Source organism: Bradyrhizobium macuxiense, assembly GCF_007993935.1.
GTDB classification, from domain to species: Bacteria; Pseudomonadota; Alphaproteobacteria; order Rhizobiales; family Xanthobacteraceae; genus Bradyrhizobium; species Bradyrhizobium macuxiense_A.
The window spans coordinates 343,622-357,394 of sequence record NZ_VITY01000008.1 but is presented as its reverse complement, the minus strand read 5'-3'; the positions used below and the strand labels follow the sequence as shown (position 1 = coordinate 357,394).

At 65.0% G+C, this 13,773-nt stretch carries 16 protein-coding genes; 10 read left to right on the top strand and 6 right to left on the bottom strand.

The window, feature by feature from the left end; all coding sequences use genetic code 11:
• Positions 1 to 5 precede the first annotated feature (5 nt).
• The 4 genes from FBZ93_RS22710 to FBZ93_RS22695 all read left to right on the top strand — a co-directional run bounded on the left by FBZ93_RS22710 (position 6) and on the right by FBZ93_RS22695 (position 2,291).
• Positions 6 to 539 (top strand): YbjN domain-containing protein, encoded by a 534-nt coding sequence (locus FBZ93_RS22710; RefSeq protein WP_146988617.1) that lies wholly within the window; start codon positions 6 to 8, stop codon positions 537 to 539.
• A 38-nt stretch (positions 540 to 577) separates the two neighbouring features.
• A complete protein-coding gene (locus FBZ93_RS22705; protein ID WP_349643264.1) occupies positions 578 to 1,477 on the top strand; it encodes a lytic transglycosylase domain-containing protein in 900 nt (299 codons plus the stop codon).
• A gap of 105 nt (positions 1,478 to 1,582) precedes the next feature.
• Positions 1,583 to 1,999, top strand: a complete 417-nt coding sequence (locus tag FBZ93_RS41365; RefSeq protein WP_246667599.1) for a hypothetical protein — start codon at positions 1,583 to 1,585, stop codon at positions 1,997 to 1,999.
• Between the two features lie 115 nt (positions 2,000 to 2,114).
• Positions 2,115 to 2,291, top strand: coding sequence for an MJ0042-type zinc finger domain-containing protein (locus tag FBZ93_RS22695; RefSeq protein WP_349643263.1), 177 nt, complete (start codon positions 2,115 to 2,117; stop codon positions 2,289 to 2,291).
• Between the two features lie 141 nt (positions 2,292 to 2,432).
• Here FBZ93_RS22695 and FBZ93_RS22690 read toward each other — a convergent pair whose 3' ends face one another.
• Positions 2,433 to 3,491, bottom strand: coding sequence for an AraC family transcriptional regulator (locus FBZ93_RS22690; RefSeq protein WP_146988613.1), 1,059 nt, complete (start codon positions 3,489 to 3,491; stop codon positions 2,433 to 2,435).
• Positions 3,492 to 3,922: 431 nt separating this feature from the next.
• On the opposite strand from FBZ93_RS22690, the gene FBZ93_RS22685 reads away from it, so the two are divergent.
• The 6 genes from FBZ93_RS22685 to FBZ93_RS22660 all read left to right on the top strand — a co-directional run bounded on the left by FBZ93_RS22685 (position 3,923) and on the right by FBZ93_RS22660 (position 10,449).
• Positions 3,923 to 5,575 carry a fatty acid--CoA ligase gene (locus tag FBZ93_RS22685; RefSeq protein WP_146988611.1) on the top strand — a complete coding sequence of 551 codons (1,653 nt, stop codon included), beginning with the start codon at positions 3,923 to 3,925 and terminating at the stop codon, positions 5,573 to 5,575.
• Between the two features lie 42 nt (positions 5,576 to 5,617).
• Positions 5,618 to 6,094 carry a MaoC family dehydratase gene (locus FBZ93_RS22680; RefSeq protein WP_146988608.1) on the top strand — a complete coding sequence of 159 codons (477 nt, stop codon included), beginning with the start codon at positions 5,618 to 5,620 and terminating at the stop codon, positions 6,092 to 6,094.
• Positions 6,091 to 7,794 (top strand): alpha/beta fold hydrolase, encoded by a 1,704-nt coding sequence (locus FBZ93_RS22675; protein ID WP_146988606.1) that lies wholly within the window; start codon positions 6,091 to 6,093, stop codon positions 7,792 to 7,794. The genes FBZ93_RS22680 and FBZ93_RS22675 overlap by 4 nt, the downstream gene beginning before the upstream one ends.
• Positions 7,787 to 8,725 carry a poly(3-hydroxyalkanoate) depolymerase gene (gene phaZ / locus FBZ93_RS22670; protein ID WP_246667598.1) on the top strand — a complete coding sequence of 313 codons (939 nt, stop codon included), beginning with the start codon at positions 7,787 to 7,789 and terminating at the stop codon, positions 8,723 to 8,725. The genes FBZ93_RS22675 and phaZ overlap by 8 nt, the downstream gene beginning before the upstream one ends.
• A 16-nt stretch (positions 8,726 to 8,741) precedes the next feature.
• Positions 8,742 to 9,170, top strand: coding sequence for a phasin family protein (locus tag FBZ93_RS22665; protein WP_167529169.1), 429 nt, complete (start codon positions 8,742 to 8,744; stop codon positions 9,168 to 9,170).
• A gap of 61 nt (positions 9,171 to 9,231) precedes the next feature.
• Positions 9,232 to 10,449: an acyl-CoA dehydrogenase family protein gene (locus FBZ93_RS22660; protein ID WP_146988600.1), complete on the top strand. Its 1,218-nt coding sequence runs from the start codon at positions 9,232 to 9,234 to the stop codon at positions 10,447 to 10,449.
• A 132-nt stretch (positions 10,450 to 10,581) separates the two neighbouring features.
• Here the strand turns inward: FBZ93_RS22660 and FBZ93_RS22655 are convergent, their stop codons facing one another.
• The 5 genes from FBZ93_RS22655 to FBZ93_RS22635 all read right to left on the bottom strand — a co-directional run bounded on the left by FBZ93_RS22655 (position 10,582) and on the right by FBZ93_RS22635 (position 13,682).
• On the bottom strand, positions 10,582 to 11,829 hold the full coding sequence (locus FBZ93_RS22655) for an MFS transporter (protein WP_146988598.1): 1,248 nt from the start codon (positions 11,827 to 11,829) through the stop codon (positions 10,582 to 10,584).
• On the bottom strand, positions 11,826 to 12,155 hold the full coding sequence (locus FBZ93_RS22650) for a hypothetical protein (protein WP_146988596.1): 330 nt from the start codon (positions 12,153 to 12,155) through the stop codon (positions 11,826 to 11,828). Before FBZ93_RS22650 ends, FBZ93_RS22655 begins: the two co-directional genes overlap by 4 nt.
• Positions 12,142 to 12,717, bottom strand: a complete 576-nt coding sequence (locus FBZ93_RS22645) for an isochorismatase family protein (RefSeq protein WP_146988595.1) — start codon at positions 12,715 to 12,717, stop codon at positions 12,142 to 12,144. Before FBZ93_RS22645 ends, FBZ93_RS22650 begins: the two co-directional genes overlap by 14 nt.
• Before the next feature lie 44 nt (positions 12,718 to 12,761).
• A complete protein-coding gene (locus tag FBZ93_RS22640; RefSeq protein WP_074132035.1) occupies positions 12,762 to 13,214 on the bottom strand; it encodes a MarR family winged helix-turn-helix transcriptional regulator in 453 nt (150 codons plus the stop codon).
• A 159-nt stretch (positions 13,215 to 13,373) separates the two neighbouring features.
• Positions 13,374 to 13,682: a hypothetical protein gene (locus FBZ93_RS22635; RefSeq protein ID WP_246667597.1), complete on the bottom strand. Its 309-nt coding sequence runs from the start codon at positions 13,680 to 13,682 to the stop codon at positions 13,374 to 13,376.
• Positions 13,683 to 13,773 lie beyond the last annotated feature (91 nt).

Genomic DNA, 13,773 nt, shown 5'->3' with positions numbered 1-13,773 from the left:
CCACAATGTCCGAGACCATCACCAGGCTCACCATCGAAGGATTGCGCGACAGCTTCCAGAGCGTCGGCTATCGCGTCGAAACGCTGACCGATCCGGTCGCCAACACGACCTATCTGCGCTCGGCGACGGCGGGGCTTGGCTTCGAGATCCGGCCGGGAAACCAGCTGGTCGGCGAGGAACAGAGCTTTGTCGACGCCACGCTGGTCACCACGCTTCAAGTGCAGGGCGAGCTGCCGCTCGACCTCGTCAATCGCTGGAACACGACGCGGCGGTTCGGACGGCTGCAGTACAGCCAACCGTTCCTGATGTTCTGCCTCGATGTCTCCGTCGCCGGCGGGGTGGCGCCGAACTTTGTCCGCGCGCAGATCGAGATCTGGGACCGACTGGTTCAGGAGCTGATCGCCTATCTGCGCGAGGAGCTGCCGAAGCTCGCGGTGCGCAACGGCGCGACTGCGGCCGCCCCGCAGCCCGCTGCGCCGGCCCAGCAGCCGTCGCTTGAGCGCGCCGCGGAAGCCGAGGCAGTTCCCACCATCCAGTAGTCGTGCCGACGCGCGACCATCAGGACCGCAAGCGACCGATGAAAGACGACGGTCCCACGATGAAGGCGATCAGCTTCCGCCGAACGCGGAAGCTGATCGATCCTGCGCGTCGTCGGGGCGGCGGCGTCGCCGGCGCATTTGCACTCGCGCTTTGTCTTGCGCAGCCGGTTCATGCCGAAGGAGAGACGCCGGCGTCATCGTTCAGCACGCGCTTTGCCGCCGTCGACCAGGCCGAGCCTTCCGCCGATGTCACGGCAAAGCCGCCGGCCGAGCCGACGAAGCCGGCCGCGCCGGCCAAGGATGCGATGAAGGATACGCCGAAGGATGCCGGCGGGAAGACATTCCTGCCTCCGCCGGCAAGCCAGCCCGCGCTGTCGGATTCGCGCATGCGCTATCGCGCGCTGATCGAGAAGGAGGCGGCGGGAAGCGGGCTCGCGCCGGAGATCGCCGAGGCGGTGATGGGGGTAGAGAGCGGCTACAATCCCGACGTGATCGGCGGCGTCGGTGAAATCGGGCTGATGCAGCTGCTGCCCTCGACCGCGCGCATGCTCGGCTTCTCCGGCTCGCTCGCCGAACTCGCCATTCCCGAAAACAACATTCACTTCGGTGTCATGTACCTTGCACAGGCGTGGCGTCTTGCCGGCGGTGACCTGTGCACCGCGGTCATGAAGTACCGCGCCGGCCATGGCGAGACCCGCTTCTCCTATCTGTCGGTGAATTATTGCGTGGCGGTGCGCGCCCGGCTGTTTGCCCGCGGGTTTCGGGTGACGGGAACCGTACCGGTCGCAACGTTCGGTGAACCCGGGCGCGGCGGTGGTGGTGGCGGCGGATGTGGCCGCAAGTGCCTCGGCGGAGGCGGACGCATCGGGCGCGTCGATCTCGTCGCGCTCAACACGCGGCTCAACGCGCTTGTGATCCAGGCCCGGGGAGGGAAATAGCAAGGCCGCGCCTCTCATGTTCACAGCGTTGCCTATCCTCGCTTGATATCTGCCCCTGACTTCCTATCGTTTGAAACAGCTCTGGTTCTGCAAGGAGCAGCACCGATGAAAGTGATCATGTTGGCGATCGCCGTTGCCGGATTGACGGCGATGCAGGCGGAAGCACAGACGCAGCAACACACGCCGCTGCCGGAAATTGTCGTCGGCACACCGCCGCCGGCCCTCAACCTCAACCGCGACACCAATGGCGGCGCCGGCCGGGCTGCGACACGAGGTGGCAGCGGCGCGCCGGCCGAGCGTTGCGGCGATGCGGCCTCGCTCGGCTGCATCAACGAGCGCTTGAAGAAGCAGGTCGATCAGGTCAATCCGCCCGTGACCAACACGCCGCCGATCGACGCGAAATCGTCGGATCTCAAGGTCGGTGTGGTCAACGTCCCGGCGGTGCAGCAGCAATATGGCCGCAACTTCGGGGTCTCGGCGTTTCCCTATCGCCCGGCGGCGCCGGTTTACAGCCATCGATAATTTTACGCGAAGTCACTTCTATCTCTCACAGATCGTGACGCCGTCACATTTCTGACGATGGGCATATGGAAAATAGAGAGAGCAACGGTTTGCTGATTCCATGCGAAAATCTGACGTGACGTGCCCCCATTGCCAGGCCGGCTATCGCCGGATCGAATTGACGTCGAAGGGCGGCATCGCCGGCGAGTTTCGCTGCCTGGTGTGCGACCACATCATCGAGCTGATGGACGGTTCGACCGATGTTGCCTTTCGGCTGACCGTGCAGCCGGGCAAGACGTCCTACGCCTATTAGAGCGTTTTCGAGCGAAGTGGACCCCGGTTCGCGTGAAGAAAGCGCGTCAAGCAAGAATCCGGAGCTTCGGTTCTGACTCAATCAGAACCGAAGCTGCGTCGGATCCTCGCAAGCGAGGCAGTGAGCGATCGTGACCGGCAGTTATTCGCCGCGGATATCGCTCGGTGCCTTGTTGGTCCACCGGTGGAACGCGCGCCTGAAGTTCGCCGCGTCGCTGAACCCGAGTGCCAATGCGATATCTTCGTTGGCCAGCGTCGTGTTGCGGAGATATTTCAGCGCAAGTTGGGTGCGCAACTCGTCGTGCAGCCCGCGGAAGGAAAAGCCCTGCTGACGAAGCTGGCGCCGCAGCGACCGGTCGTTCATGCCGAGCTGCTTCGCGATCGCCTCGAAAGTCGGGGGATTTGCGATGTCGCGAAGCAGGATGGCGCGGATTCTCCCGGCCACCCCGGTCCGTAGTTTCAAGTCTCCCAGTAAGTCGTCGCACAAGGCCACGATGGTCGGATACGTCGTCTTGTTGCCGAGATCGGCGCTCCGATCCAGCCATTGCGCCTTGAACACGATCTGGTTGGCCGGCTGATCGAACCGCACCGGGCATCCGACATGATCGAGCGGAAGATCGAAGTCTGAGCCTTGCGGATAGGCGAGCGTGATTTCGGTGGGGGCGAAGCCCGGCCCCATGACGTCGCGCATCAGCGAGATGTGGATGCCGATCTGCATCTCGGCGACGAACCGATAGAGCGCGGAATCGGTCAGTGCGTGCAGATTGGGCTCGATGGTCCATCGCGCATGGGCCTTGTCCTCGGTGAAGTCGATTGCCGCGAGCGGTGCCGCGAGCGCGTGGTAGCGCATCGCAAATTCCATCGCCTTGCGGAAGTCCGGGCAGCACAGCAGCGCATAGCCGTACATTCCGTACGTCGAGACGTGGATCGATGCGCCGATGCGATAGGGCAGATGACGGTCTTTCGACAGGCGCAATGCGTTCTGACACACGGTCAGCAGCTGCGTCAGCGAGATCCGCGCCTGTGGCGAATGGACGTCGGCCAATGGAATGTTCGTGTCGCGCAGGATGGCGTCGGCCGGGACGCCGGCGCCGGCCAGCATGTCGAAGACAGCGCCAAGCTTGGTCGCCTCATAGACCTTGTCGCGGGTGCCGACGGTCAGGATGTCGTTGCGAGAGCCCCCAGGCGTCTTCAGTCGCACGGTTGGTTGCAAGGTGAACCAGCCTTTCCTTCAATCCGGAAGCAGGACATCGCAATATCAGGGCAAGCCGATTCCCGCCCGCCATCGCTTCGAAACATATCCGGTTCGCGGCGCAACCCAAGGCCAATCCAACCTATCAATGGGTCATCCATGTTGCGTAGCAACAAGAACGGCAACGGCGAGACAACGGTGAAGCCGGCAAGCCGAGCAAATTTCGCCAGGACCGTTGCCGCCTGTGAGAGCAGCTTGTCCGCTTAAGACCCTGCCGATGTCCGATTCGGACCTTCACAAATCTCGGGCATCACGCGAGGCTTCGTCCTAATGTCACACGGTCAGACCGTCGTGACGCGAGACGGCAGACCACGCGATCCGCGCGCTCAAGAACTGCGGACGTCACGGTCGGAGGACATGCCAGGTCGAGGGAGGCTTCCATGGTTGGAAGGCTGATTCAGACTGCACCATCCGCGTATCAATATCCGCTCATCTTCAAGCAGCTCTGGCACACGCCGCGTGTGCAGGCGCCGGACCAGGAGATCGTCTATCGCGATCTCAAGCGTCAGACCTATCGACAGACCAGAGAACGGATCGGCCGCCTCGCCTCGGCGCTCAGCAAGGCCGGCGTCGAGCCCGGCGACACGGTCGGCGTGCTCGAATGGGACAGCCATCGCTTCCTCGAAGCGTTCTTCGCGATCCCGATGATGGCGGCCGTGTTGCAGACGGTGAATGTCCGTCTGTCGCCCGAGCAGATCGCCTACACGATCAACCACGCCGGCGCGTCGACGCTGCTCGTCAACGACGAGTTCGTCGGATTGCTGGAAGGCATGAAGGGACAGCTCCCGAATGTGAAGCGGATGATCGTGATGTCGGACCGGCCGGCGCCGCAGACCGGCAGCCTGTCCTTCATCGGCGAATATGAGAACCTGCTTGCGGCAGCCTCGCCCGATTACCACTTTCCCGACTTCGACGAGAACACCCAGGCCACCACCTTCTACACGACCGGTACTACCGGTCTGCCCAAGGGGGTCTATTACAGCCACCGCCAGCTCGTGCTGCACACGATCGCGGGACTGGCGCTGTTCGGCATGGCGGGGTCGCAGGGCCGCTTCTCGCGCGACGACGTCTATATGCCGATCACGCCGATGTTCCACGTCCACGCCTGGGGCTTCCCCTGGTCGGCGACGCTGGCCGGCACCAAGCAGGTCTATCCCGGCCGCTACGAGCCGGCGATGCTGGTCAAATTGATCAAGAGCGAAGGCGTCACCTTCACCCATGGCGTGCCGACCGTCCTGCAGATGCTGCTCAACGCCGCCGCCGCGGCCAAGGTCGATCTCAAGGGTCTCAAGATGGTGATCGGCGGCTCCGCCTTGCCGAAGGCGCTGGCCAAGCAGGCAATGGAGGCCGGCATCGACATCTTCGCCGGTTACGGCATGTCGGAGACCGGCCCGCTGGCCGCGGTGTCCCACGTCAGCTCCAAGGATCTCAGCGGCGACCCCGACGGCGAGGTCGAATTCCGCACCCGGGCGGGCATCGCCGGTCCGCTGGTCGACCTGCGCATCGTCGATCCCGACATGAAGGACATCCCGCATGACGGCAAGTCCGCCGGCGAGATCGTGCTGCGCGCGCCCTGGCTCACCCAGGGCTACTACAACAATCCCGAAGGCTCGGAGCAGCTCTGGGCCGGCGGCTATCTGCACACCAGCGATATCGCGGTGGTCAGCCCGGGCGGCTACGTCCACATCACCGACCGGATCAAGGACGTGATCAAGACCGGCGGCGAATGGGTTTCCTCGCTGCAGATCGAGGATCTGATTTCGCAATGCGCAGGGGTGGCTGAGGCCGCGGTGATCGGTGTCAAGGACGACAAATGGGGCGAGCGGCCGCTCGCGCTCGTGGTCAAGAAGCCCTCCGGCGCCGACGACGTCAGCGATGCCGTGATCAAGGAGCATCTCAAGGTGTTCGCCGACCAGGGCGTGATCTCGAAATACGGCATCCCCGGGACGATCCTGTTCATCGACAGCATTCCCAAGACCAGCGTCGGCAAGATCAACAAGAAGGAGCTGCGCGAGCAATACGGCGACATGTGACGGTCAAGTGCAGCCGAGAACGGATCGAGGAGGGACAACATCATGAGCAGCCTCACAATGGCCGGGCTGGGCGAGCACGTTGGCAAGGAGCTCGGACTTTCCGACTGGGTTACGATCGATCAGCAGCGTATCGACACTTTCGCGTCCTGCACCGGCGATCACCAATGGATTCACGTCGACGTTGAGCGGGCGAAGCGCGAAAGTCCGTTCCGCGGTCCGATCGCGCATGGCTATCTGACGCTCGCGATGGTCGCGCCGCTGGCGATGCAGGTCGGCATCATTCCGTGCGATGCCGCCGCGGGGCTGAACTACGGGGTCGACAAGGTCCGCTTCCTGGCGCCGGTGCCGGCAGGCGCGCGGGTGCGGCTGCGCGTCGTGCTGTCCGCCATCGAGCCGAGGGACGGCGGCCAGGTGATCATGAAGACCCTGAACACGCTGGAGGTCGAGGGATCGGAGAAGCCTGCTCTGATCGCCGAGACGCTGGCGCTTCTGATCCCCGCAGCGGGAGCAAAGCAATGAGCACCGAAAATCGCAGTCCGGATCAGCCGGCCTCCGACATGTCCGAGGCCGCCTCGCGCAACACGCTGGCGCTCAATCCTCTGGTCGGCATTCAGGGCCAGGATCTGGTCGAGGGCGCCGGCATCCTGTTCAAGGCCGTCATCAACGAACCGAAGGTCGCGACCGAGCAGTGGCTGTCGTTCGTCAGCGAGCTCGGCTCCATTGCCGCCGGCAAGTCGGAGCGTGCGCCGAAGGCGGGCGACAAGCGATTTGCCGATCCGACCTGGAAGGAGAGCTCGCTGCATAGCGGCCTGCTCAAGGCCTATCTGGCCTGGGGCGAAGCGGTCAACGGCCTGGTCGACAAGACCAGCCTCAGCGACATCGACAAGCAGCGCGCGCATCTGATCACGGAAATCCTGATCGATGCGGTGGCGCCGACCAACACGATGATCACCAACCCGGCGGCGGTCCGCAAGTTCATCGACACCGGCGGGCAAAGCCTGTGGAGCGGCCTGAAGAACTATATCGGCGACCTGACGCAGAATCGCGGCATGCCGTCGATGGTCGACATGAGCGCCTTCAAGGTCGGCGAGAACCTCGCGACCACGCCCGGCGCAGTCATTTTCCGCAACGAGCTGCTGGAGCTGATCCAGTACACGCCGACGACGCCGGTGGTCAGGAAGCGACCGCTCGTGATCACGCCGCCGCAGATCAACAAGTACTACGCGCTCGATCTCTCGCCAGACAAGAGCATGGTCCGCTTCCTTTTGGAGAGCGGCATCCAGGTCTTCGCCGTGAGCTGGCGCAACCCGACCGCCGCGCACCGCGACTGGGGGCTCGACACTTATGTTGCGGCGCTCGACGAGGCGGTCGACGCGGCGCGCGAGATTTCCGGCAGCGAGGACATCTCGATGATGGGCTCCTGCTCCGGCGGCATCACCTCGACGGCGTATTTCGCGACGCTCGGCTCCGCGGCCGAGAAGAAGATCAAGAACCTGGTGCTGGCGGTCTGCCTGCTCGATCCCAACTCGGCCGAGGAGAGCGCGTTCGGCTGCCTGATGACGCCGGAGACCATGCGTGCGGCGAAGGCGTCCTCGCAGCTGCGCGGCATCGTCGACGGGCACGATCTGGCGCGGATGTTCGCCTGGATGCGGCCCAACGACCTGATCTGGAACTACTGGGTCAACAACTATCTGCTCGGCAATCAGCCGCCGGCTTTCGACATCCTGTACTGGAACGCCGATACCACCCGCCTGCCGGCGGCGCTGCATGGCGACTATCTCGATCTCTATTTCAGCAACCCGTTCGTCAACGCCGGCAAGCTCACGCTCAACGACAAGACCATCGACATGAGCAAGGTCAAGGCCGACAGCTACGTCGTCGCCGGAGTGACTGACCACATCACGCCGTGGAAGGGCGTCTACAAGACGGCCCAGATCATGGGCGAGGGCACCACCTTCGTGCTGTCGAACAGCGGGCACCTGCAGAGCCTGCTCAATCCGCCGAGCAATCCGAAGGCGTCCTTCATGATCGGGCCGGTGTCCGCGGACAAGCCCGACGCGTTCATGGCCTCGGCCGAGAAGCGCAAGGGCAGCTGGTGGCTCGACTGGCGCGACTGGTTGCAGCCGCGCTCGGGCGACGAGATCAGCGCGCCCACTTCGCTCGGCAGCGCGCGCCATCCGCCCCTTACGAAAGCACCAGGAACCTATGTCTTTGACTGAGGATATTATCAGCGCCGATACGGCGAGCGCGCAGCGCGGCGCGATCGAGACGCGGCAGGTCACAATCGATGGCCAGCTGCTTCAGGTCGCGATCCGGCACGGCGACGGCCGCGCGCCGCCGCTGCTGCTGTTCAACGGCATCGGCGCCAATTGGGAGCTGGCGAAGCCGTTCCTCGATGCGCTCACCGGCACCACCGCCATCATCTTTGATGTGCCCGGCGTCGGCGGCTCGCCGAGGCCGGCGTGGCCCTATCGCCCGTCGACACTGGCGCGGCTTGCCGCCGAACTCGTTGCCGAGCTGGGTTATGCCGAAGTCGACGTCGCCGGCGTGTCCTGGGGTGGCGGCATCGCGCAGCAATTCGCGCATCAGTTTCCGAAGCGCTGCCGCCGGCTGGTGCTGGCCGCGACCGCGCCGGGTTTCACCATGGTGCCGGCAAGCCCCTCGGTGCTGTGGAAGATGGCGACGCCGCGCCGCTACACCGACAAGGGCTATATGAAGAGCATCGCCGCCGACATCTATGGCGGGGCGTTTCGCGACGACCCGTCACTGATCGGCCGGCATGCGGCCGCGATGCATGGCGCGCGCAGCATGGGTTACTTCTATCAGCTGCTGGCGATGACCGGCTGGACCAGCCTGCCCTGGCTGTGGTCGCTGCCACAGCCGACGCTGATCCTGATGGGCCGCGACGATCCGCTGGTTCCTCCGGTCAACGGTCAGATCATGGCGAGCATGATCCCGAATGCCGAGCTGCACCTGATCGACGACGGGCATCTGTTCATGGTGACGCGGCCGGCGGAGACCGCTGGCCTGATCGAGGTGTTTCTCGCCGATGAGAGCCGTCAGGCCACGTCGTCGACCCTGCTTTCGCGCACGACCAGTTACCTCAGGGATCTCGTTCCAACATCCGGAGGCGGGCACCAGAAGTCGTAACCCCAGGGAGGATATCATGACGGATAACAGCTCATATATCGATATGCTGCGGAAGTTCGGCGGCGATCTCGGCCTGCCGAAGCTGAACGTGGACGAACTGCTGCAGGCCCAGAAGAAGAACCTCGAGGCGCTTGGCAAGAGCGCGAGGGTCGCGGCCGAAGGCGCACAATCTGTGGCGCAGAAGCAGCGCGAGGTGCTGGAGGCGGGCCTGCGCGAGGCCTCGACGCTGGCGCGCGAATACAAGCCGCTCGGGAAGGTCCACGAGAACCTCGCTCTGCAGACCGAGTTCGCCCGGAAGATGTTCGACATCGCGGTGAAGGGCGCCCAGGACAGTGCGTCGACGGCGCGGCAGTCGACATCGGATGCGGTCAAGATCATTCAGGATCGCATGAAGGAGAGTTTCGAGGAGTTCCGCGCCAGCGTGCGTCCGAACAAATCGGCCTGAGATCGTCTGTCGGGATCACGGCCCATCAAGCAAAGCCTCGCCACGCATCAGGGAGGACACCATGGCTAACGCGCAGGCAACACGGGCGGCCAAGCCGGACTATGCGCCACCGCCGATCAACGGCGACTTCTACGGGATTGCCCGCGTCCTGAACGAGAAGGAGCGCGCGCTGGTGCGGCGCGTGCGCGAGTTCACCGAAGGCGTGGTGGCGCCCGTCATCGAGGAGTTTTGGGGCCGCGACGAATTCCCGTTCGCGATCATCCCGAAGATGGCCGAGATCGGCATCGGCGGCGTCGGCTACCAGGGCTATGGCGCCGCCGGCGGCAGCTGGCTGCTGAACGGCTTTGTCGCGATGGAATTGGCGCGAGTCGATTCCTCGGTTGCGACCTTCTGGGGCGTGCATACCGGGCTTTCGGCGGGCTCGATCTATCTGTGCGGCGACGAGGCGCAGAAGCAGCGCTGGCTGCCTGCGATGATGCGCTTCGAAACGATCGGCTCGTTCGGTCTCACCGAGCCGCTGGTCGGCTCGGCGACGTCAGGCGGGATGCTGACCACCTGCCGGCGCGAGGGCGACGTCTGGATCCTCAACGGCCAGAAGAAGTGGATCGGCAACGCTACCTTCGCCGACATCAACGTGATCTGGGCGCGCGAGGAGGGCTCCAACCAGGTCAAGGGCTTTGTGGTGGGCAAGGACAATCCCGGCTTCTCGGTCGAGAAGATCAAGACCAAGATGGCGCTGCGCGTGGTGCAGAACGGGCTGATCACCCTGAAGGATTGCCGCGTGCCCGAGGCGGACCGGCTGCAGAACGCCAACACGTTCAAGGACACCGCAAAAGTGCTGCGCGTGACCCGCACCGGCGTGGCGTGGTTCGCCGTCGGCTGCGCGATGGGCGCCTATGAGCACGCGCTGCGTTATGCGACCGAGCGGCAGCAGTTCGGCAGGCCGATCGGCGGCTTCCAGCTGGTGCAGGACCTGCTGGTCAGGATGCTCGGCAATGTCACCGCGACGCAGGCGATGATGCTGCGGCTCGGACAGATGCAGGACGAGGGCGTGATGCTGGATGAGCACGCCTCGCTGGCAAAGGCATTCTGCACCGTCAAATGCCGCGAGACCGTCGGTTATGCGCGCGAGCTGCTCGGCGGCAACGGCATCCTGCTCGAGAACCATATCGGCCGCTTCGTGGCGGATGCCGAGGCGATCTACTCCTATGAGGGCACCCGCGAGATGAACACCCTGATCGTCGGCAAGTCGATCACGGGGTTGAGCGCCTTCGTGTGAGGCGTTGCAAGGCGTCCAACCCCGTCATTGCGAGGAGCGAAGCGACGAAGCAATCCACCTTTCCGCGCGGTCGGCAGCGATGGATTGCTTCGCTTCGCTCGCAATGACGTGGATTGAGCTCCGCGATTGCCCTCATTCGGCCGGCGGCATGCTGCCATGTCCGCTGCCATGCCCGGCCGCGGCGTTGGCCTGCGAGAGCATGCCGAGCGCGACGAGTACGGCGGCAAAGCCTGCGGCAGCGCCGACGCCGAGCGCCCAGCGCGGGCCGAGATGATCGGCGACCCAGCCGACGATCGGTGCGCCGATCGGCGTGCCGCCGAGCGCAACGCCGAGCCGCAGCGCCATCACACGCCCGCGCATCGCCGGTTCGGTCGAGAGCTGCATCAGTGCGTTCGAGGTATTCAGGACCGTCAACGAAGCGATGCCGATCACGACGAGGGCGGCGGCAAACAGCCAGTAGTTCGGCGCCAGTGCGGCCAGGGTGCAGCCAACGCCGAAGATCGCGGAGCCCAGCGTCAACGCGACAAAGCGCGGCCGATCGCGGGTCGCCGCCAGCAGCGCTCCCGACATCGTGCCGATCGCCATCATCGATGACAACAGACCAAAACCCCGCGCGTCGGTATGGAAGACGCCGACCGCCATGGTCGAGATGAAGATCGGAAAATTCAGCCCGAAGGTGCCGATCAGAAACAGCATGACCAGGGTCGCCCTGAGATCGGAGCGGGACCAGACATACTGAAACCCTTCCGTGATGCCGCCCCTGGTGCTTAGCGCGCGCGCATTCGGCCGAAGCTCGGATTTGCGCAGCAGGCACAGCGAGGTCAGCACCGCCATGAAGGACGCCCCGTTGAACAGGAACGCCCAGCCGGTGCCGACCGAGGCGATCAGCAAGCCGGCCATCGCGGGGCCGACCATGCGCGCGGCATTGAACGAGGTTGAGTTCAGCGCGATGGCGTTCGACAGGTCTTTATCGCCGACCAGCTCGGCCACGAAGGTCTGGCGGACCGGAGCGTCGAGGGCGGCGCTGCAGCCGAACAGAAACGCGAACACATAGACGTGCCAGAGCTGCACCAGCCCGGTGACGGTGAGAATGCCGAGGATGAGCGACAGTGTGCCCATCGTCGCCTGCGTCACCATCAGGAGCCGGCGCTGGTTGAAGCGATCGGCGGCGAGGCCCGACCAGGGCATCAGCAGGAGCTGCGGGCCGAACTGCAGCGCCATCACGATGCCGACGGCGGATGCGCTATGATTCGTCAGCTGGGTGAGGACGAGCCAGTCCTGGGCGGCGCGCTGCATCCAGGTGCCGATGTTGGACACCAGCGCGCCGGCGGCCCAGACCCGGTAGTTGAAGCTCGCGAGCGATCGAAAGACGCGTCTCATGTTCGCTGAGGATCATTCCCGCCGTGAAACCGTCCGAACCGCCGCGCCAGGAACAGACCGATCAGGAGGCCGCCAAGACCGAGCGCGGCGACATCGCTGGTGGTTCGGAGGCCGAAGTCGCCGACACGGCAGACCAGCAGATATCCGACGGCGAGGTTGAAGAAACCCCATACGATGTTGACGGTCGATGACGACAGGCCCTCGCCCGGCGGCTTCGCGAACGGGCTCTGGAACGGCTCGCCCATCATGCCGGCGACGACGTGGGGGATCGCGTTGGTGAGGAAGGCGCCGCCGAAGAAGTAGGCGACGAGGTCAAGCCAGTTCATGGGCGTGGGTCCTTTCAAGCAGATCGATGATCTCCTGCGTCGAGCCGGTTTCGCCGAGCCGCGGGAATACGTGCTCGATGCTGTAGTCATGGGCGTTCGGTCGTGCATCGGTCATGGCGTCGATCGCGAGCGTGACGTTGAAGCCGGCCTCAAAGGCCTGCCGTGCCGTGGATTCGACGCCGGTGCCAGTGGCAACGCCGACGATCACGACATGGGTAACGCCGCGAGCTCGGAGCTGGTTCTCGATATCGGTGCTGGCGAACGCGCCCCAGGTCCGCTTGGTGACGACGATGTCAGCCGGCTGCGGGTCAAGCTCCGGGAGCAGATCGGTCCAGCCGTCGGGAAATGCGCCGCCGGGGCGCGGGCGCTCGGTTCGTCCGGGTGCCGTGCCGTCGACATTGACCAGCACGATCGGCAGTCCGCACCGCCGAAACGCAGTGATGAGCGCGCAGGCGCGCGCCACCACGTCTCCGAACGGATGGACGAAGGGCGCGCCGGCGAGCCCGGCCTGCAGATCGACGACGATGAGGGCGGTGATCGGATCGAGCGTCGTCAGAGCCATGATCGTTTCCTTTCAACCGGATGTGGCTCGCGATCGGCGCCGCGTCAGTCCGCGACCAACCGCTTCAGCAAGCCGACCGCGGCGGCGAGCTCATCCTGTTCCCGCGCCGACAGCCGCGCGGCAATGGTGCGCGACAGCCAGTCCTGCCGCGCGGCGCGGCCGGTACGCAGCCGCTCGCGGCAAGTATCGGTGAGCGACATGATGGTCTGGCGGCCGTCGTCCGGATCGGGCGCGCCGCGCACCAGGCCCGCCGCCTCAAGCGCCGAAATCGCCGAGCTCATTGACTGCGGACGCATCCCTTCCGACCGCGCCAGGCTGGACACGGTCGCGGGACCGTCCTTTTCGAGGCGCAACAGCACCGCGACCTGTGAGGGCGGCAGGTCGTCGCGTTGACCCTGCTCGCGCAGCCGGCGCTTCAGCGTTCCGATCAACAGGCGAAGGTCTTCGGCGAGCGCGGAGGTGCGCGCCGACCCGGTACGGGCCGGTGAACTGTTCATGCCGGTATTGATGGCATATGTGCAGGTAAACTGCAAAGATAGTCTTCGCAGATTAGCTTCATATTGCCGTGATCGTCGGCACTTCGACCGAGCCTTGCTGGATCATGGCGTAACCCTGAACCGCGCCTGAACGAAGCGGCCCGCCCCGATGACGTGCGCTTACTCGCTCTCGCTGGTCGCCGGGGCTGCGTAGGTGTCCCGCGCACGCTTGGTCACGGCTGCATAGCGCGCCGTTGCGCTGAGGCTCATCAGCCCGGCGCGCACCAGACCGAGAATGGCGCGTCGTGAGTGGAACGGGCCGGTCTTGCTCGCGGCATATCCGCGCGGGTAGAGCTGCAGGCGGCCGGTGAGCGCTTCCTGCAACGCCACCTTCTGGGTCGCGCTCAGGCGCCGGCGCCGCGCGGGCTTCTCCGCTTCCGCCAACATGCGCAGCTCGATATCCGACGATCTCCGTGGCGCGCCCTTCATTGTCAGCTCACACCCTGGCCGACTGGCACGACGACCTTCCGCGAGGCCCGGCGCCCGGCCGGCATCGCCATGGACGCCGTCATGTGGCACA